Below are 18,859 nucleotides of genomic sequence, written 5' to 3' on the forward strand. Positions count from 1 at the left end.
CGAGGCGGCATAGGATATCAACCGTATTCCAGATTCCAGGACGCCGGGCCGACTCACTTCGGATCGGGCGCTACACCAACTTTCTCGACATTACCTATTCTGGCGGTTGTAAAGCTCAAAGTAATGTAATCATTTCGCTAACAGTACTCATATTTGGCATTATTTGCACACAGGGGTTAGCGAAGGCCAAAAACAGAGCGTGAATTTGCCAAAACCTCCGACTCGATGTGCTTTGCGTCACAGTTTTTGAGTGAGGCGATGCGTTCCGAGGTCCATGCGAGCGATCTGATGAGCGACTGCGTGCTCGTTTCTGTGTTTGGCTCGGTCGGCGCATCGGTCTCGAGCAGCAAATGATCGAGTGGGATCTGTCGGGCGTATTCGCGACCGCGCTTGGTGGCGAGCATACGCTCGTTCACGGAAAAATAGCAGCCTGCGTTTCGCGCGCGGGCGAGTTCGTCCGAAGTACCGCTAAACCAGTGGAAGATGATAACGGGGGAGTCGGGGTTTGGGATGAGTAGTCCATGCGATTCGAGGATGTCCAGTACGGTTCCTGCCGAACGAACGGCGTGAATTGATATCACGCGCCCGGCAAGAGAACGCTGCACGAGTGTGTCGCAGAGCCGGTCAAATGCCTGTATTTGTAGCGGTTCGCTTTCGGCAAAGCGCGCGGAAAAGTCGAGTCCGACTTCGCCGATGTAGCGTTCTTGGGCAGCAACTTCGCAAAGCAGATCGACTTCGGCAGGACCGCAGCGGCCGTCGGCGAGCCACCAGGGGTGGAGGCCGACGCCCGCGATGATGTTTGGGTAGCGGCTGCCCCGCTTTTTTGCTGCCGTGAAGTCGCGTGGGTCGACCCCGCAATCAAAGATCCCCAGCCCTTTAGCCGCAGTTTCGTCGGCAACAGCATTCGGGTAAGTCATCAAATCAAGATGGCAGTGTGCATCAAATAACCGGGGCTCCATCTCGGCGCGCTCCGCTAGTCCAGGCGCTGGCCATCGGCGCGTACGCGCTCGGTGCCGCGCCCGCTGATCTGGCGGATAACCTCGCCGGCAATCATCTGACCCATGATGGGCGGCATAAAGCTGGCGGTACCCAACTCGGTACGCTCGTGGATGTTGGACGGGTCGCGGGGTTGGGTCTTAACCGATTCCTCGCAGCTAAACAGCACGTGCAGACTCTTGATTCCGCGCTTCTTACATTCTTTGCGCATGATGCGGCTCATGGGGTCACGTACCGTATCGAAAATGTCGGCAAAGCGGAGGCACTCGGGATGGAGCTTGTTGGCCCCGCCCATGGAGCTAACCAAACGAATGTCGTGGTCCTGAGCATATTTGGCAATGGTGAGCTTGGCCGAGATGGTGTCGATGGCGTCGACGACGTAGTCGAGCTTGCCGTCCGTCTGCTCCAAAACGCTCGCGAAGAAATCATCGATGTTGTCGCTCAGCAGGTATTCGGTGCGCTTGATGACGGTAGCGGTAGGGTTGATGTCGTGAATCATAGCCTCCATGACGTCGACTTTGCGCTTGCCGACGGTGCTGTGAAAGGCGATGGCCTGGCGATTGATATTGCTGGGCGCGATGATGTCCTTATCCAGAATGACGAAATGACCGATGCCGCCGCGGGCGAGTGCCTCGCAGCAGTTGGAGCCCACGCCTCCGCAGCCGAGCACTAGCACCGTAGCATCGGCGAGCTTATCGAGTGCCTCGCGGCCCATGATAATCTCGAGCTTGGTGTCGCGTGTCTCGATGGGAGTTGCGGCTGTGGTTTCGGTCATAAATATCCTCCGATGGGGAAGCAGGTCGTGTTTTAGCTATCGCCATTATAGGTAATCGCCCATAGGTTGCGATGGCGTTTGCTTTGATGTGGTTTGAAGCATTGCGATTAGATAGTTAGACAAACATCTAAATATCGAGTATAGTGTGCGCGTCATGAGAGATGATGAGAGGGGGTCTTATGCCGGGAGAGGGTTTTAAGGCGCTTGCCGATCCAACGCGACGGCGCATTTTGGAGTTGCTGCGCGAGGGCAATTGCACGGCGGGGGAGCTTGCCGAGCATTTCGATATCAGTAAGCCGTCGCTGAGCCATCACTTGGCGACGCTCAAAAACGCCGGGTTGGTGACCGACGAACGTCATGGCCAAAACATCGTTTACAGCTTAAACACCACCGTCATGCAGGACTTGATCGGTTGGTTTATGGGCTTTACAAACACGGAAGGTGATAAGGATGAATAACGAAAACAAGGGCATTCACGCCACGGGGGTATCGTCGCGCGCGTGGGCCATGCTTGTTGTGGTCTGCGCTATTAATGTTGCCGCGCATCTCTGGGTGATGCCGAGCTTGCCTGCGCAGATTCCCACGCACTGGGGCGCGAACGGCGCTGTCGACGGTTGGGGTCCTAGCTGGATGGCATCGGCGCTCGGCGCGTTGCCGCTGGCGCTTCTCGCGATGTTCCGCGTGGTGCCGCGCATCGATCCCAAAGGTGAGGCATATCGAACCTCGGGCAAGTTCTATCAGGGCTTCGTAATCGCCTTTACCTTGTTCATGTGTGCCGTAAGCTGGCTGGGAGAGCTTACGGTCTGGGGCGTGGTGCCGGCGGTCGGTTCGGTTAACGTGCTGATTTCCGGTGTTGTCGGTTTGCTGTTCATCGGCGTAGGCAACTACTTGCCGCGTGTGAAGCAGAACTATACGCTCGGTATCAAGACACCTTGGGCGCTTGCCGATCCCGAGAACTGGCGCCGTACGCAGCGTTTTGGCGGCGCCTGCTTTATGGTGCTGGGTATTGGCCTGATTGTGATGGGCGTGGCAGGCAGCGTGCTTTCGAGTGAAGTCGTCGCCGCGGTGATTGCGGCTCTGGCGTTTGGTTCGGTTGGAGCCGTTTACGTCTACTCGTATCTGTTGTGGCGCAAATCGCAGCGAGCCGCTCGTTAAGGTTGCGGAAAACTAGCGTACGCAGTTCATGGTATGTTCCGGGGGACTTTTCCCAGGTAGTATTAGGGGGTGTGGGCAACCATGCCCCTTTTTCGTTACGTTTCAGAGCTGGTTCCCTCATTTCGTTTCCACTAAAGCGAATCAAGAATAGGGAAACAGCAGGTAGAAAGGATAGAACAGGCAAATGGCAGAGTTTATCTACCAGATGTATCAGGCTCGCAAGGCCCATGGCGACAAGGTGATCCTTGACGACGTGACCCTGAGCTTCTACCCCGGTGCCAAGATCGGCGTCGTGGGCCCCAACGGTATGGGCAAGTCGACCCTGCTCAAGATTATGGCCGGCATCGAGGAGGTCTCCAACGGCGATGCCAGGCTCACTCCCGGCTACACCGTGGGCATCCTGCAGCAGGAGCCGCCGCTCGACGATGACAAGACCGTCATCGAGAACGTGCGCATGGCGTTTGGCGACATGATTGCCAAGGTCGATCGCTTCAACAAGATCGGCGAGGAGATGTGCGACCCGGATTGCGACATGGACGCCCTCATGGCCGAGATGGGCAAGCTCCAGGACGAGATCGACGCCGCCGACGGCTGGGATATCGATTCCAAGCTCGGCCAGGCCATGGACGCCCTGCAGCTGCCCGATTCCGACACGCCGGTCAACGTGCTTTCCGGCGGCGAGCGCCGTCGCGTGGCCCTGTGCAAGCTGCTGCTCGAGGCTCCCGACCTGCTGCTGCTCGACGAGCCCACGAACCACCTGGACGCCGAATCGATCCTGTGGCTCGAGCACTTCCTGCACAACTACCAGGGCGCGGTGCTTGCCGTCACGCACGATCGCTACTTCCTGGATAACGTTGCCGAGTGGATCTGCGAGGTAGACCGCGGTCACCTTTATCCCTACAAGGGCAACTACTCCACGTATCTGGAGACCAAGGCCGCCCGTATCGAGGCGCAGGGCAACCGCGACGCCAAGCTCGCCAAGCGCATGGAGGCCGAGCTCGAGTGGGTACGCAGCTCGCCCAAGGCTCGCCAGGCCAAGAACAAGGCCCGTCTGGCTCGTTACGAGGAGATGGAGGCCGAGGCCCGCGCAAGCCAGAAGCTCGACTGGACCGACATCCGCATCCCCGTGGGCCCGCGTCTGGGCAACAAGGTGCTCGAGGCTCATCACCTGCACAAGGAGTTCGATGGCCGTGTGCTCATCGACGACCTATCGTTCACCCTGCCGCGCAACGGTATCGTGGGTGTCATCGGCCCCAACGGTGTGGGCAAAACCACGCTGTTCAAGACCATCGTGGGCCTGGAGCCGCTGACTTCGGGCGAGCTCGAGGTGGGCGAGACCGTCAAGATCTCCTATGTCGATCAGAACCGTTCCGGCATCGACCCCGATAAGAACCTGTGGGAGGTCGTCTCGGATGGCCTGGACCACATGATGGTCGGTGAGACCGAGGTTCCGAGCCGTGCTTATGTGGCGAGCTTTGGCTTTAAAGGCCAGGACCAGCAGAAGCGCGCCGGCGTACTCTCCGGTGGCGAGCGCAACCGTCTGAACTTGGCGCTTACGCTCAAGCAGGGCGGCAACCTGCTGCTTCTCGACGAGCCCACGAATGACCTCGACGTCGAGACGCTGTCCTCGCTCGAAGCGGCGCTGCTCGAGTTCCCGGGCTGCTCGGTGGTCATTAGCCACGACCGTATGTTCCTGGACCGCGTCGCCACGCACATTCTAGCGTGGGAGGGCACCGACGAGAATCCGGGCAACTGGTATTGGTTTGAGGGCAACTTCGAGGCCTATCAGGCCAACCGCATCGAGCGCCTTGGCGAGGACGCAGCCCAGCCGCATCGTATCCACCGTAAGCTGACGCGCGACTAGATCGTTACGCGGTTTTCCAAACCGCGTAACTGCTCGACGCTGCGCGGGTCGCAAGCAGCCCATCTTGCCGTTTAAGCCGTCGCTCGCGTACCGAAGTACGCGTCGCTCCTCTTTCACGGCAACCTGGGGCACTTGCGGCCCGCTCGCTGTTGGTTACGCAACATCAACAAATAAAAACGGCTCAAATCCTGATTTGGATTTGAGTCGTTTGTCGTTACTGCTCGGGTTCTTCGACTTTATCGATGGCCCAGGTGGATCCGAGGCCACCGGTGGTATTGCGGCGGATGCGCACGGCAACCTCGCGGCGCTCGCCGGCCTGCGTGTAGCGCAGGGGGAAGCTTGCGCGGTTTCGCGCGGCCTCGATGGTACCGCGCTCGCGGGCGATCCAGTAGTACTCGCCGACAATGCCGAGGGTATCGGCGCCGTAGGGGAGATAGGTCGACAGCTGGTGCAGAAGCGGGCCGGGGCAGAAGACCTCGGTTGCGAAATCGACGGGGAAGTCCTCGGGGATGGCGGGCGCTACGGGTGCGGGGGTTGGGGCCTCTGCGAGTACCGAAGCCGGTGCCGGTGCGGGAATTTGGTCGCAAGCAGAGGCGGGCACGGATTCGATGACGGGTGCGAACTCCAGCGTCGTCTTCGGCTTGATTGTGGAATCTGCGGGCTTCACGGTGACGGGCGCGTCTGCAGCTTCAGTTTCAACCTCAACCTGCGTCGCGCTCTCATTCTCGACGCTCGACTTTGCCTCGATGGGCGTGGATGCCATGGTGGTGATGCCGGCATTGGCATTCTCGGGGTCATAGACGACCGTGAGCGAGATGGCGGGCTGCGGCGTCTCGGGTTCCGGCGCCGACTCGGTAGCGTCTTGATCTGTGGGGTCGTCGGACTGATCGTCCTCGGCCTCGTCGCCAAAGACATCGCTGTTTTGGAACGCAGGCGGCTCGGGTTGGTCAGCGGCTTCTTCGGTTGTCGACTTGGGCGCTTCGTTGAGCTCCACAGTGGCTTCCTGCTCGGATATGACTTTGGGATCGGTCGTGGCGGCGATTTCGGTTTCGGCTTCTGCCGTTACCTCAATAGCGACTTCGATCTCTGTCTCGGGCTCGGGTTCCGGCGCGGCTTCAACCATGGCTTCGGGCTCGGGACGCTTAACGTGCTTGGGGCGCACGGCCTTGAGGTCCTTCTCACCGCGCTTTTTCTTTTTGTAGGACTGCTTGGCGCCCTTGGCGGTCTTGGGCTTGTCCTCGCCCTTGGCAAGCGCAGCATCCCAGGCCTCGTTGGCGATGACCGTGGCATACAGGCGGCCGCCTTTAAAGACGGTCAGCTTAATGCAGTCGTCGAGTTCCTCGAGCAACTCGCGTGTGGACTCAAAGCCCAGGTCATAAGCGGTCATGTCGCCAGCGGCGAGCGCCTCCTCGACCTGCGTCATAAACGTTTGCTTGCCACATCCAATCGCATCGCGCAGCAGGCGATACAGATAGATGTGGTTGCCCAGCGAAAGCGTGGGCCTAATTATTGTCTTGCTCATGGCAAATCTCCTCTTTACACATGTAAAGCATCTTACCATCGCATGGCGTTCGCCATGGCGGCGCCCAAGGCAAACGGGCGCGAACCGCTTTCGATTCGCGCCCGTTGTACAGGTCGGTTATCTATGAGAGGCAAACGTGCTTAGTTGCCCGATGCCGTGCCTTGGCTCGAGTTGTCAGATGCCGTGCCGGAAGCGGTTCCGCTCGAGCTGTTGGTGTTGTTACTGTCTGCCGTGCCCGTTCCCGACGTGGTGTCGCTCGTCTGGCCTCCCGTGTTCGGCTGTGAACCGTCAGTCGTTTGGCTTGAGTCGGTCGTGCCGGACGGCGTGCCACTGTTGGCCGTAGAGGAATCGGTGCCCTGCGATTGGTTTTGGGCGTTCGAGGACGAATTGGCAGAGGTAGAACTGTCTTGCGTATCGTCCGTCTGTGCCTGCTGATCCTGCGACTGGGTGTTGCCATTTGCATCGCTCTCGGTCGTGCGCGACGACAGGATTGGCTTGGGACGCTCGCCCAGACCCTCACCGGCAGTGGTGATAAGGATGGCGCCGGCGCAGGCGATGACCGCGACGATGGCGATAGCGATCGAGAAGACGATGACCTTCTTTTGCGTCTGGCTGCGCTCTGCCGCCGCCTTGGCGCGCAGGCTGTTGGGGGCGACGCGCGCCGTGGTCGCGCGTCCCGCAACTTGGCGCATCTCCTGCGTGGTCGCGGCGCCACCTAGGTGCTCCTCGACATCGGGCTCAACGGGCTCGTAGGCGCCGGCAGGGTAGTCGACAGCGGCATGCGTGCCCTTGATTGCTTCGGCGCTGGCGGAGATAAAGTGGCGATAGACCTGCGAGGACACAACAGTGATGACTGAGCTCACAGCGGCACCAATCACCGAGCCGGCAATGCCGATCTTTGAAGCAAGCGCCACACTCGTGGCGGCAGCTGCGGCGCCGGCGATGATCTGGGGAATGGAAATGTCGTCAAACAGGCCCTTTTTGGGCGCGATGGCCATGGTCTGTCCGATGGAATGGTTCTCGTGCACGCCGTTGTTGAGCGATGCCGGCGTCATGACGCGCGTGCGTGGCGCGTCGGTGTACTTGGTTGTCATACGGGGTCCTCCCGGTGTAAATCTGCTTCGTTTCGTGTAGCCATCAGGGTACCCACCAGATGTGAATCGTACGTGACATTTAACAGATACCATCAACTCATCAATTGCTCACCAAGTTGGTGGGATGCGGTTCCACCCGGCGGTTGAACTACAATAGGGCTTGCTAATTGTGTTGAATAGCGTTTACGCACGGGAGCATTCTTATGAATCTTCACCTTTCTCAGTCTGATGGCTTTTTGCGTGTGGCGGCGGCCTCGCCCAAGATGCGTGTGGCCGATGTCGAGGGCAATGCCGAGGTGGCGCTGGCGGCTGTTCGCGAGGCTACCGAGCGTGGCGTTCGCGCGCTGGTACTGCCCGAGCTTAACCTGACCGGCTATACCGCGGCCGATCTGTTCCATAACCGCACGCTGCTGCATGCCTGCGAAGCAGCGCTGGTGCACATCCTCGATGAAACCCGTGAGCTGCCGATCGTCTTTACCGTTGGCTTGCCCGTTGCGGTGGCTGAAAACATCTACAACTGCGCCGCCGTGTGCTGTGCGGGTGAGCTTTTGGGTCTTACGGCTAAGAAGTATCTGCCCAACTATGGCGAGTTCTATGAGCGTCGCTGGTTTGCTCCGTCGCCTGCGGATCCCGTGTGGGTTGAATTTGCCGGTCAGGGTCCGGTTCCGCTGGGTTCGGAGCTTGTCTACCGCTGCTGTGATGAGGGTGCCGAGGATATGGTGCTGGGCGTTGAGGTTTGCGAGGACCTGTGGGTACCGGCGCCGCCTTCGACCGAGATGGCGCTTGCCGGTGCGACGGTGATCCTCAATCCGTCGGCTTCGGACGAGATTATCGGTAAGGCGGATTACCGCCGCAGCCTCATTTCCAACCAGAGCGCGCGCCTGTATTGCGCCTATGCCTACGCGGACGCGAGCGAGGGCGAGTCCACGACCGACATGGTCTTTGCGGGCGAGAACCTCGTCTACGAAAACGGCTCCAAGCTCGCCGCGACCAAACTGCTTACCTGCGATATGGCCATCGCCGACGTTGACCTTGACCGCCTGGTTGCTGAGCGCCGTCGCTCGACGACATGGACGCGCGCGGACGATGCGCCGGAGGCCGTGACCGTCGAGTTCTCGTTTGAGGGCTCGCTCGCCGAAGAGCCTGTCCAGCGCGATGCGCTCGGCATAGACCGTGTCTTCCCCCGCGCGCCCTTCGTGCCTGCCGACCATGGTGACCTGGCTGAGCGCTGCGAGACCATCCTCGACCTGCAGACCGCGGGCCTCAAGACCCGCCTTGCCCATACGGGCACCAAGGCGGCCGTTATCGGCCTTTCGGGCGGTCTCGATTCCACGCTGGCGCTGCTTGTGACCGTGCGTGCCTTCGATGCGCTGGGGCTGCCGCGCACTGGTATCACAGCCGTGTCCATGCCCGGCTTCGGCACGACGCATCGCACCAAGTCGAATGCCGAGTCGCTCGCTCGCGACCTGGGTGTGAGCTTCCGCGAGGTTTCGATCCACGCGGCTGTGGAGCAGCACTTCAAGGACATCGAGCACGACCCGACCGTCCAGGACGTGACCTACGAGAACAGCCAGGCGCGCGAGCGCACGCAGATTCTCATGGATTTGGCCAACCAAGCCGGCGGTTTTGTCATTGGCACGGGCGACCTGTCGGAGCTGGCGCTCGGCTGGGCTACCTATAACGGCGACCACATGAGCATGTACGCCGTCAACGCGAGCGTGCCCAAGACACTTGTGCGCCATCTGGTGCGCTATGCCGCCGATGTCTTTGGCGGGCGCATTGCCGAGGTCTTGCTCGATATCCTCGATACGCCGGTGTCCCCCGAGCTTCTGCCGCCCACGGGCGACGGCGAGATTGCGCAGAAGACCGAGGATTTGGTGGGCCCGTACGAGCTGCATGACTACTTCCTCTACTACCTGCTGCGTTTTGGCTTTGAGCCGGGCAAGATCTACCGCATGGCGCTCAAGAGCTTCGAGGGCGTCTACGACGCCAAGACCGTCCGCACATGGCTACGTACGTTCTACCGTCGCTTCTTTGCCCAGCAGTTTAAGCGCAGCTGCCTGCCCGATGGTCCCAAGGTGGGCTCGGTGACGCTCAGCCCGCGCGGCGATTGGCGTATGCCGAGTGACGCTAGCTCGCGTCTGTGGCTTGCGCAGATCGACGCGCTCAATCCAGTTGACTAAGGTTGGCTAAATTGAACCAATACGGGGGTTGCAAGCGTTACACTTTTGCAATCTGATGGCCCGTATCGCGCGGCGCTCTTGTCGGAGCGCCGCGTTTTTCATATCGAAAGGTGGCACCATGCAGGCATCGCAGCGTCTCGACCGCTTTGGCGCGGAGGTCTTCGCCTCGCTCAACAACAAGCTTCTCGCGCTGAAGGCTCAGGGCAAGACCATTTACAACATGAGCGTGGGCACGCCCGACTTTAAGCCGTACGACCACGTGGTCGAGGCGCTCACGCAGGCAGCCCAAGATCCCGAGATGTGGAAGTATGCCCTGCGCGACCTGCCCGAACTCAAGCAAGCCGTGTGCGATTACTATGAGCGTCGCTTTGGCGTTTCGGGCATTACGCCGTCTATGGTGCAGTCGTGCAACGGCACGCAGGAGGGCGTGGGCCATTTGGGCCTGGCCCTGCTCGATCCGGGTGACACCATTCTGGTTCCCGATCCGTGCTACCCGGTCTTTGAGGCGGGTGCCAAGATCGCCGATGCCAAGCTCGAATACTATCCGCTGGTTGCCGAGCATAATTACCTGCCCTATGTGGCGGGTATCGATCCCGAGGTGGCCGATCGTGCCAAGTATATGATCGTGTCGCTGCCCGCGAACCCGGTCGGCTCGGTGGGCACGCCCGAGATCTACGAGGAGATCATCACTTTCGCCCGCGAGCACGACCTGCTCATCGTTCACGACAACGCATACTCCGACATCGTGTTCGACGGCGAGCCGGGCGGCAGCTTCTTGCAGTATCCCGGCGCGCTCGAGGTGGGCGTTGAGTTCTTCTCGCTCTCCAAGTCGTTTAACGTCACCGGTGCGCGTATCGGCTTTTTGGTCGGTCGCGAGGATGTGGTCTCGGCCTTCGCCAAGCTGCGCGGCCAGATCGACTTCGGTATGTTCTTCCCGATTCAGAAGGCTGCCATCGTCTGCCTGAACGGTCCGCGCGATGAGGTCGAGGCGCAGCGTCTGAAGTACCAGGAGCGCCGCGATGCCCTGTGCGACGGTCTTGAGGGCCTGGGCTGGGAGCGTCCCAACGCGCATGGCTCTATGTTTGTGTGGGCCAAGCTTCCCGGTGGTCGCACCGATTCTATGGCGTTTTGCGAGGAGCTTATGGAGAAGGCCGGCGTTGTGGTGACGCCGGGCGCGAGCTTTGGCCCTTCGGGCGAGGGACACGTGCGTATGGCACTGGTCCTGCCGCCCGATCAGATCGCTTTGGCTGTCGAGGCCATTCGCGAGGCGGGCCTGTATTAGAAAGCTATTTCGACTCGTCAATAGCTCGAAACCGATTTCGTGCAGTTATTTTACGAATACTGCAAACAATTTCGGTAAACGGTCGATTTTTGGCTGCGAATAGGAGCATAATCAAAGTCCCGATTGGATGTATTGGGATTACGACAAGCCGCTCGGGTCGTTCCCGGGCGGCTTGTTTGTGGAGAGAGATGGGAGTTTCTAATGGTTAACGAGAAGAAGGTCGCTATTGTCGGCTGCGGTTTCGTCGGTTCGTCTTCGGCGTTCGCACTGATGCAGAGTGGTCTGTTCTCCGAGATGGTCCTCATCGACGTGGACAAGAACCGTGCCGAGGGTGAGGCCCTGGATATCGCGCACGGCATGACGTTTGCCGAGCCGATGAAGATCTACGCCGGCGATTATTCCGATGTCGCCGACGCCGCCATGATCGTCGTCACCGCTGGCGCTGCCCAGAAGCCCGGTGAGACCCGCCTGGACCTGGTCAACAAGAACGTCAGCATCTTCAAGTCCATTATTCCCGAGATTAAGAAGTCCGGCTTCGACGGCATTCTGCTAATCGTCTCCAACCCGGTCGATGTTCTGACCTACGCCGCCATCAAGATGTCCGGCCTGCCCGAGGGCCACGTCATCGGTTCCGGCACCGTGCTCGACACCGGCCGCCTGCAGCAGATGCTTGGTGCCCACGTCGAGGTTGACCCGCGCGATGTCCAGGCCTATGTCATGGGCGAGCACGGTGACTCCGAGTTTGTCGCTTGGTCCAGCGCTCAGGTTGCCGGCGTTCCGCTGAACACCTTCTGTGAGCTTCACGGCCACCTGGAGCATGAGGCTGCCGAGAAGCGCATCGCTGAGGACGTCAAGAACTCCGCCTACACCATCATCGAGAAGAAGCACGCCACCTACTATGGCGTCGCCATGGCCGTCAAGCGCATCTGCACCGCCGTTATGCGCGATGAGCAGACCGTTCTGCCTGTCTCCTCGCTCATGGTGGGCGAGTATGGCCTGTCCGATCTTGCCATCTCCATGCCGACCGTCGTTGGCCGCGACGGCGTTGTCTGCCGCGTCCCCGTGCCGCTGAACGATGACGAGCAGCATGAGCTCACCGTCTCCGCCAAGGCCCTCAAGGACATCATCGACAGCGTCGATTTCTCCTGCTAAATCAAGCTCGCTAGAGCGAAAAGCTACAATGAAGGCGTCCGGGTCCACACGGCCCGGGCGCCTTTTGGTGCAAAGTAACCTGACCCCAATGCACCATCCCAATACACCATAGTTGATGGGAGGGCCATGTCGGATTCGCCTAATTTTTTGACCTATGCTCAGACGGCGTTTGATCCGTTTGAGGAGCGGCCGTTCTGCGCGGTGGACAGCCTGGTCTTTGCGTGGTTGTCCTATTTGCGTTTGCCGGGTGATATGGCGGAGCTGACGAACTGGCAGGGCCTAGACGTACGCGAGCTGCTGCGTGCCGAGTGCTATCGGGACATGATTGACGACTTGTGGGATCCAGAGGGGAGCAGGGCCTTGTTGGAGGCCGTGGCAGCAAGTCCTCGCTACCGTGGCGTGCACGTTTGCGGCTATCGTGCTGTGAGCGATATGGTGGCGACGGAGCAGTTTGCAGCCATGGCGTTCCGGTTTCCGGCGGGGTTTAGTTATCTTTCCTTCCGGGGGACCGATAGTACGATTGTGGGCTGGAAAGAAGACTTTAACATGGCGTTCCGGTGTCCTGTGCCGGCCCAGGAATCCGCGGCTCGTTATGTGGACGAGGCGGCGGATGCGATTGGCGGGCCGCTTTTGTGCGGGGGTCATTCCAAGGGTGGAAACCTTGCGGTGTACGGTGCAGCGATGTGCTCCGATGTTGCCCGTGAACGAATCGAACGGGCGTATTCCCATGATGGCCCGGGCTTCGTCGAAGAGTTTCTGAACGGCAACGCCTTTGCCGATCTTTCCGGTCGAATCGACAAGACGCTACCTCGGTCGTCGATCTTCGGCATGATGTTCGAGACACAGGAGGACTATGCCATCGTTGAGAGCACCGAGTTCATCCTGCTGCAGCACAATCCCTTTAGCTGGGTGGTTGATGGTTGCGACTTCGTGTACTGTGAGCGCCTGTCTGCCGGTGCTCGATACGTTGATGGTTCCATTCGTGAGATGCTGCTTGCAGTGTCGCCTAGCGAACGCGAGCGTTTTGTAGATGCGTTGTTCTCCGTGTTTGAGGCTACGGGTGCTGAGCGGTTTGCGGATATCGCTGGGAATCTGCGCGAGAGCCTGCCCGTGATGCTCCAGGCTGCGCAAGGCTTTGACGAGGATACACGACGCTTTGTCTCGCAGACCATCGTTGCGATTCTTAAGTGTGCGCTGCTGCCCAAACGACCCCAGATCGACGTGCCCGCTGCCGGCAAGAGTTTGGCAGAACAGCTCGAGGCTTGGCAGTCCGAGCTCCTGCGCTAACCATTGGTGCAAGCAACCTGTCCCCGATGCACCAATCTTCGAAGCGCCTGGGGCGGGCTCGACCGCTATACTGATTCGTGCCGAAATCGATCTAGAACGGAATGCCGTATATGAAAATCAATCACGCGATTCTGCATATCCTGGACTTTGACTCTGCCGTCAACGTCATGAGCCAGCGAGAGCTCGATATCGAGAGCCGTACCGTGCGCAACTTCGTGACCACGCATCTGCGCCGCGCACGCACCTCGGCCGACAATAAACGCGCCACGTTTGCCGAGAACTCCGCATTCGGCGGCGAGCTCAAGGGCTATTTCTTTGGTGAGCGTGAGTTCGTGGACCTGTCTCAGCAGATTGCGGAGTTCATCTCTTCCGAACTTACCAAGGCCGAGAAAGCCGAGTCCACTGACGTGCTTGTGGCGGACTTTGATGACGATGAGGATGCCCGCTGGTTTGCCGTGATGCTGTTGGGCTCCAAGCAGGCTTTTATGCACGAGGTAGGTCGCGAAGAGGGCGAGGTACGCAACGACATTGCGCGCCACTACGCCATTCTGCCGAACCCTTCGCAAAAGGTGCCGAGCTATGCAATCGTGCGTGCAAGCACCATGGAGATCGGCTATGTGGACAAGAAACGCAAGATCGCCGGCGAGGACCGTATGCTTATCCCCGATGGCCTGCTGCAGTGCGACACGGGCGTATCGGGCAAGGAGGTCATCGACACCGTGACGCGTGTGGTCGAGGAAGTCGCCGAGGAGCACGGTGCCAATACGGCCGTAGCGCTCGCCAAGGTTAAGGCTGCTGTTGCCGAGAAGGTCGAGGATGACGAGGAACTGCCGCCTTGGGATATCGTCGACGAGGTCTTTGAGGACGAGCCGGTCATCAAGGAGAGCGTGCGCGCGGCACTGACCGAGGAGAAGGTGCCTGAGCGTGTGCCCGTGGAGCGCAAGCAGGTCGAACGCGCGGCCGTGCGCAATCACAAGATCCGTACCGACACGGGTATCGAGATCAGCTTCCCGGCCGAGATGGGTTCGAACTCCGAGTACATTGAGTTCGTCAACGAGCCCAACGGCCTCATTTCCATCGAGCTCAAAAATATCGGGTCAATTGAGAATCGATAAACTGCGCTTGAACTTCAGACAAAGCAAAGGCCGAAACCCTTCGGGACTTCGGCCTTTTTGCTTGGAGCTGAATTGAGTTGCAGACTGAGCATAAGTCAGCGAAAACGCCCCTAGGCGAGCAAGGTGACGTGAAAGAGGAGGGAAGCGTACTTCGGTACGCGACCGACGATTGAACGTCAGATTGCCGCTTAGGGGCGTTTGCAGCGTCGAGAGATCCGTCGTTCGTTAGAACGACGGAACCAAAGGTGCAGCGTCGACTAGTTACGCGGTTTGGTAAAACTGCGCAGCCCTAGAGTTGACGTAAGCCCTCTTCCAGGCCGGTCTTGCTGTCGGTCTTCTCGTCGCGCATCTTGATGACGCGGGCGGGGACACCGGCCACGACGGCACCGGCGGGGACGTCCTCGACGCACACGGCGCCGGCGGCAACGACAGCGCCCTTGCCTACGTGCACGCCCTCCAGGACCACGGCATTGGCGCCGATCATAACGTCGTCCTCGATGATGACGGGCGTGGCACTGGCGGGCTCCACGACGCCTGCCAGCACGGTGCCGGCGCCGATGTGGCAGTTCTTGCCCACGGTGGCGCGGCCGCCCAGCACAGCGCCCATGTCGATCATGGAGCCTTCGCCAATGACGGAGCCGATGTTGATGATGGCGCCCATCATGATGACGGCGCGATCGCCAATCTCGACACGGTCGCGGATGATCGCGCCCGGCTCGATGCGGGCGTTGATACCCTTGAGGTCGAGCATGGGCACGGCGGAGTTGCGGCAGTCGTTCTCTACGTCGTAGTAGTCGATGGAGTCGGCGTTGGCGTCGAGGATTGCCTTGAGCTCATCCCAGTCACCAAAGACGGTCTTGCCACGACGACCGCCGTAGACGTGCGCTTTGCCCCACTGGACCTTCATGCCCGGCTTTTCGCGCACGTACAGTTTGACGGGCGTTTTCTTGGGCGCGGTTGCGATGTAGTTGATAATCTCCTGTGCGTCCATCTCGGCTGCATTACTCATTTGCTGTCTCTCCTTTGAGTGGATCCGGTTGATACCTGGTTAGGCAAACATGACCTGGTCGAACGTATAGAAGCCAGGCTCGCGGGTGACGAGCTTCTGCGCGGCTGCCAGGGCGCCGTTGACGAAGATCTGACGGCTCGTGGCGCGGTGCGTGAGCGTGACCTCCTCGTCCTGGCCGAAAAAGCTTACCTCGTGCACGCCGGCGACGGTGCCGCCGCGCAGCGAGTGCATGCCGATCTCCTTGGGGTCGCGCGCGCCGCACATGCCCTCGCGGCCATAGACGGGGTGGTAGCCTGCCTCGGGCTCGGCTTCGACGACGGCGTCGAGCAACAACTTGGCAGTGCCGCTGGGGGCGTCGACCTTTTGATTATGGTGCGTCTCGACGATTTCGCAGTCAAAGCCGGGCAGCTCGCGCGTGGCCTGGGCAACCAGATGGCGCAGGGCGGCGATACCGATAGAGTAGTTGCCCGAGTGCATAACACGGGCGTTCTGACCCAGCTCGCGCAGGCGATCCACCTGCTCGGGCGTATAGCCCGTGGTGCCGGAAACGAGTGCGGCACCCGTGCGCTCGACATAGGCGACAACGGCATCGAAGGTCACGACGTTCGAGAAGTCGATGATTACATCGGCGGCCGGTGCGCTCTCGAGCTCGGACAAGTCGAAGCCGATCTGGGCGACGATGTCAAAAACGGGCTCTCCAGCGGTGTTGACAATGCCCTCGGCGGTGGTGCGGATGAGCGAGCCCATGCGGCCCGTTCCCATAATGACGGTCTTAATCAAGCAGACCAGCTCCCTTCAGGGCATCGGTAAGTGCAGAGCGCGTGTCGTCTGCCATGGGGCACAGCGGCATGCGGTAGTTTGCCTCGATCATACCCATCTGAGCGAGCGCCTCTTTGACGGGGATGGGGTTGACCTCGCTAAAGAGGGCATTGATGAGCGGCTGGCCGGCAATCTGGATATCGCGGGCACGTGCCACGTCACCGTCCAAATAGGCGCGGCACATGTCATGTACGAGCTGCGGCTGCACGTCGGCCCACACGCTGATGGTGCCCGAAGCGCCCAGGCTCATGAGCGGCACTGTGAGTGCATCCTCGCCCGAGTACATGCGGAAGTCATCGGACAGCAGGTGGGCGATCTTGGCCGCGTAGGCGACGTTGCCCGAGGCCTCCTTGATGCCCATGATGTTGGGGTGCGCGGCTAGGCGCTCTACGTTGCGCTCGCTGATACCGCAGCCGCAGCGGCCGGGGATGTTGTACAGGATGCAGGGGATGTCAACGGCATCGGCGACGGTCTTAAAGTGCTGATAGATACCCTCTTCGTTGGACTTGTTGTAGTAGGGGGTAATGAGCAGCAGGCCGTCGGCTCCCAAGCCCTGGTAAGTAAGCGACTTGGTGAGCATGGTCTGCGTGGAGTTGGAGCCCGAGCCGGCGATGACGGGGACGCGTCCTGCAACATGCTTGACCACGGCGGCGACGACGGAGTTGTCCTCGTCGTCGGTCATCGTGGCACTCTCACCGGTGGTGCCCAGGGTGAGGATGGCGTCGGTGCCATTTTGCAAGTGGAAATCGATAAGGCGCTCGAGCGCGTCAAAGTCGACGCTGCCGTCCTTTTTAAACGGCGTGACAAGGGCGACGATTGAGCCCTCGAGGTTGCGGATATCCATGTTCTTCTCCTTCGCCTCCGCGATCTGGATGCGTTTGTTCCATTGAGCTGCGACTGCCAGACGCTCGTCTTGGGCGCGACGGCGGGCACTTTCGGCGCGCGACTTGGCCAGCAGCTCGCGGCCGCACGGCAGCACGTCGAGCGTGGCAAAGTAATCGCCCGGGCGCTCGGCGCGGCGGATGAGGTCGGCCGCGCCATCGGGGCGCAGCAGGACCTCGGCCGAGCGCAGCCGTCCGTTGTAGTTGTAGCCCATGGAGTAGCCATGCGCACCGGTATCGTGGATTACAAGCAGGTCACCCATGTCGATATGCGGCAGCTCGCGATCGATAGCGAACTTGTCGTTGTTCTCGCATAGGTTGCCCGTGATGTCATAGGTGTTCGTGACGGGCGCTGTGGCCTTGTCGGCGCCGCCCGGCTGACCCATCACCGTAATGTGGTGGTAGGCGCCATACATGGCAGGGCGAATCAAATCGACGGCGCTTGCATCGACACCGATATAGTCCTTGTAGATCTGCTTCTCGTGGATAGCCTTGGTGACCAGGCAGCCGTAGGGGCCCATCATAAAGCGGCCCATCTCAGTGCAGATGGCCACATCGCCCATGCCGGCGGGAACCAGGGTCTCGTCGTATGCCGCGTGTACTCCCTCGCCGATGGCGCGAATGTCGTTGGCCTGCTGCTCGGGCAGGTAGGGGATGCCGACGCCGCCGGACAGATTGATGAAGGCGACGTGTGCGCCGGTCTCGCGCTCCAGGCGTACGGCAAGCTCAAAGAGGATACGCGCGAGCTTGGGGTAGTAGTCGTTGGTGACGGTGTTGCTGGCAAGGAATGCGTGGATGCCAAAGTCCTCGGCGCCCTTGGCTTTGAGCATGCGGAAGGACTCGAAGAGCTGCTCGGTGGTCATGCCATATTTGGAGTCGCCTGGGTTGTCCATGATGCCGTTGGAGAGCTGGAACAGACCGCCTGGATTAAAGCGGCAGCTGACCGTTTTGGGGATGGGCCCCGCAACACGCTCAAAGAACTCGATGTGGCTGATGTCGTCAAAGTTGACGATGGCACCCAGCTTGTCGGCGAGCTCAAAGTCGGCAGCCGGCGTATCGTTGGACGAGAACATGATGTCGTGTCCCGTGATACCCAGCGAGCGGGCGATCATGAGCTCGGTATAGCTCGAGCAATCGCAGCCGCAGCCGTATTCGTTGAGAATGGAGATGAGCGCCGGGTTGGGGTTGGCCTTGACGGCAAAGTATTCCTTAAAGCCCGGGTTCCATGCAAAGGCGTCGCGCACTTCTTGCATGTTGCGGCGGATGCCCGCCTCGTCGTATAGATGAAACGGCGTGGGGAACTGCTCGACGATATGCTCGAGTGTCTCCTTGTCCACAAACGGCTGCTTGGCCGCATATGCCTCGTTGGGGGTCAATGCCATGTCCCGTAAACCTCGCTATCCAGACGGCGCCATCTGCGCATCGAATCCGCATAGCGTGGACCCAATGTCCGGATAGCGCTCCCGCATTGCTGCAGACAGTCCTGTGGGTGTTTCCCACAGGCCCACCAGGTTGTTCGTGCCCGAAAAACCCAGTTCGGCGGGTTTCGCCTCCCCACGGGGTCAAAGCCTGCTGGCTCGCCCGCGGTTCTTCGTGCCCGCGCCTCTATCAAGTGGTAAAGACCCTATCACGTTGCACTTTACCAAACAAGAGTATTCGTATATAACGTTTAAAAAATGCAGGGATATGCTGGAAACATGTGCGCCACAATCCTGTATCACAATA

The 18,859-nt window shown here is 60.1% G+C and carries 15 protein-coding genes and 1 riboswitch; of the genes, 8 read left to right on the forward strand and 7 right to left on the reverse strand.

The window, feature by feature from the left end; translation table 11 throughout:
- Positions 1–176 precede the first annotated feature (176 nt).
- Positions 177–959, reverse strand: a complete 783-nt coding sequence (locus ARB25_RS07895) for a TatD family hydrolase (RefSeq protein WP_070100764.1) — start codon at positions 957–959, stop codon at positions 177–179.
- Between the two features lie 14 nt (positions 960–973).
- A complete protein-coding gene (locus ARB25_RS07900) occupies positions 974–1,771 on the reverse strand; it encodes a tRNA threonylcarbamoyladenosine dehydratase (protein WP_055287198.1) in 798 nt (265 codons plus the stop codon).
- 179 nt (positions 1,772–1,950) lie between these two features.
- On the opposite strand from ARB25_RS07900, the gene ARB25_RS07905 reads away from it, so the two are divergent.
- The 3 genes from ARB25_RS07905 to ettA all read left to right on the forward strand — a co-directional run bounded on the left by ARB25_RS07905 (position 1,951) and on the right by ettA (position 4,790).
- Positions 1,951–2,229, forward strand: coding sequence for an autorepressor SdpR family transcription factor (locus ARB25_RS07905; RefSeq protein WP_022094448.1), 279 nt, complete (start codon positions 1,951–1,953; stop codon positions 2,227–2,229).
- Positions 2,222–2,926, forward strand: coding sequence for an SdpI family protein (locus tag ARB25_RS07910; RefSeq protein ID WP_055287200.1), 705 nt, complete (start codon positions 2,222–2,224; stop codon positions 2,924–2,926). Before ARB25_RS07905 ends, ARB25_RS07910 begins: the two co-directional genes overlap by 8 nt.
- A gap of 184 nt (positions 2,927–3,110) precedes the next feature.
- Positions 3,111–4,790, forward strand: coding sequence for an energy-dependent translational throttle protein EttA (ettA, locus tag ARB25_RS07915; RefSeq protein WP_055287202.1), 1,680 nt, complete (start codon positions 3,111–3,113; stop codon positions 4,788–4,790).
- Positions 4,791–5,004: 214 nt separating this feature from the next.
- Here the strand turns inward: ettA and ARB25_RS07920 are convergent, their stop codons facing one another.
- Positions 5,005–6,312, reverse strand: a complete 1,308-nt coding sequence (locus tag ARB25_RS07920; protein ID WP_055287204.1) for a hypothetical protein — start codon at positions 6,310–6,312, stop codon at positions 5,005–5,007.
- Between the two features lie 140 nt (positions 6,313–6,452).
- Positions 6,453–7,406 (reverse strand): hypothetical protein, encoded by a 954-nt coding sequence (locus tag ARB25_RS07925; protein ID WP_055287206.1) that lies wholly within the window; start codon positions 7,404–7,406, stop codon positions 6,453–6,455.
- A 203-nt stretch (positions 7,407–7,609) separates the two neighbouring features.
- On the opposite strand from ARB25_RS07925, the gene ARB25_RS07930 reads away from it, so the two are divergent.
- From ARB25_RS07930 to ARB25_RS07950, 5 genes are all read left to right on the forward strand, one after another.
- A complete protein-coding gene (locus tag ARB25_RS07930; RefSeq protein ID WP_055287208.1) occupies positions 7,610–9,589 on the forward strand; it encodes an NAD(+) synthase in 1,980 nt (659 codons plus the stop codon).
- Between the two features lie 118 nt (positions 9,590–9,707).
- On the forward strand, positions 9,708–10,871 hold the full coding sequence (locus tag ARB25_RS07935) for a pyridoxal phosphate-dependent aminotransferase (RefSeq protein WP_055287210.1): 1,164 nt from the start codon (positions 9,708–9,710) through the stop codon (positions 10,869–10,871).
- A 201-nt stretch (positions 10,872–11,072) separates the two neighbouring features.
- Entirely contained in the window at positions 11,073–12,023 is a 951-nt protein-coding gene (locus ARB25_RS07940; RefSeq protein ID WP_022094138.1) for an L-lactate dehydrogenase, read from the forward strand.
- Positions 12,024–12,149: 126 nt separating this feature from the next.
- Positions 12,150–13,310, forward strand: a complete 1,161-nt coding sequence (locus ARB25_RS07945) for an Mbeg1-like protein (protein ID WP_055287212.1) — start codon at positions 12,150–12,152, stop codon at positions 13,308–13,310.
- A gap of 110 nt (positions 13,311–13,420) precedes the next feature.
- The gene (locus ARB25_RS07950; RefSeq protein WP_022094136.1) at positions 13,421–14,425 is read left to right on the forward strand and encodes a nucleoid-associated protein; all 1,005 of its coding nucleotides are present in this window, start codon (positions 13,421–13,423) and stop codon (positions 14,423–14,425) included.
- A gap of 289 nt (positions 14,426–14,714) precedes the next feature.
- On the opposite strand, the gene dapD is transcribed toward ARB25_RS07950, so the two are convergent.
- The 3 genes from dapD to dapA are packed head-to-tail and all read right to left on the reverse strand — an operon-like array spanning position 14,715 to position 18,516.
- A complete protein-coding gene (dapD, locus tag ARB25_RS07955) occupies positions 14,715–15,434 on the reverse strand; it encodes a 2,3,4,5-tetrahydropyridine-2,6-dicarboxylate N-acetyltransferase (protein WP_055287214.1) in 720 nt (239 codons plus the stop codon).
- Positions 15,435–15,473: 39 nt separating this feature from the next.
- Positions 15,474–16,214 (reverse strand): 4-hydroxy-tetrahydrodipicolinate reductase, encoded by a 741-nt coding sequence (gene dapB / locus ARB25_RS07960; RefSeq protein ID WP_216595137.1) that lies wholly within the window; start codon positions 16,212–16,214, stop codon positions 15,474–15,476.
- A complete protein-coding gene (gene dapA, locus ARB25_RS10310; protein WP_082421932.1) occupies positions 16,207–18,516 on the reverse strand; it encodes a 4-hydroxy-tetrahydrodipicolinate synthase in 2,310 nt (769 codons plus the stop codon). Before dapA ends, dapB begins: the two co-directional genes overlap by 8 nt.
- A gap of 65 nt (positions 18,517–18,581) precedes the next feature.
- Positions 18,582–18,750, reverse strand: a riboswitch (Lysine riboswitch).
- Positions 18,751–18,859 lie beyond the last annotated feature (109 nt).

The organism is Collinsella aerofaciens (genome assembly GCF_001405375.1).
GTDB lineage: Bacteria > Actinomycetota > Coriobacteriia > Coriobacteriales > Coriobacteriaceae > Collinsella > Collinsella aerofaciens_F.

What these genes read in the sequence shown, in the direction of transcription:
- ARB25_RS07895 (WP_070100764.1), bottom strand. Translation starts at nt 959, where the DNA reads ATGGAGCCCCGGTTATTTGATGCACACTGCCATCTTGATTTGATGACT.
- ARB25_RS07900 (WP_055287198.1), bottom strand. Translation starts at nt 1,771, where the DNA reads ATGACCGAAACCACAGCCGCAACTCCCATCGAGACACGCGACACCAAG.
- ARB25_RS07905 (WP_022094448.1), top strand. Translation starts at nt 1,951, where the DNA reads ATGCCGGGAGAGGGTTTTAAGGCGCTTGCCGATCCAACGCGACGGCGC.
- ARB25_RS07910 (WP_055287200.1), top strand. Translation starts at nt 2,222, where the DNA reads ATGAATAACGAAAACAAGGGCATTCACGCCACGGGGGTATCGTCGCGC.
- ettA (WP_055287202.1), top strand. Translation starts at nt 3,111, where the DNA reads ATGGCAGAGTTTATCTACCAGATGTATCAGGCTCGCAAGGCCCATGGC.
- ARB25_RS07920 (WP_055287204.1), bottom strand. Translation starts at nt 6,312, where the DNA reads ATGAGCAAGACAATAATTAGGCCCACGCTTTCGCTGGGCAACCACATC.
- ARB25_RS07925 (WP_055287206.1), bottom strand. Translation starts at nt 7,406, where the DNA reads ATGACAACCAAGTACACCGACGCGCCACGCACGCGCGTCATGACGCCG.
- ARB25_RS07930 (WP_055287208.1), top strand. Translation starts at nt 7,610, where the DNA reads ATGAATCTTCACCTTTCTCAGTCTGATGGCTTTTTGCGTGTGGCGGCG.
- ARB25_RS07935 (WP_055287210.1), top strand. Translation starts at nt 9,708, where the DNA reads ATGCAGGCATCGCAGCGTCTCGACCGCTTTGGCGCGGAGGTCTTCGCC.
- ARB25_RS07940 (WP_022094138.1), top strand. Translation starts at nt 11,073, where the DNA reads ATGGTTAACGAGAAGAAGGTCGCTATTGTCGGCTGCGGTTTCGTCGGT.
- ARB25_RS07945 (WP_055287212.1), top strand. Translation starts at nt 12,150, where the DNA reads ATGTCGGATTCGCCTAATTTTTTGACCTATGCTCAGACGGCGTTTGAT.
- ARB25_RS07950 (WP_022094136.1), top strand. Translation starts at nt 13,421, where the DNA reads ATGAAAATCAATCACGCGATTCTGCATATCCTGGACTTTGACTCTGCC.
- dapD (WP_055287214.1), bottom strand. Translation starts at nt 15,434, where the DNA reads ATGAGTAATGCAGCCGAGATGGACGCACAGGAGATTATCAACTACATC.
- dapA (WP_082421932.1), bottom strand. Translation starts at nt 18,516, where the DNA reads ATGGCATTGACCCCCAACGAGGCATATGCGGCCAAGCAGCCGTTTGTG.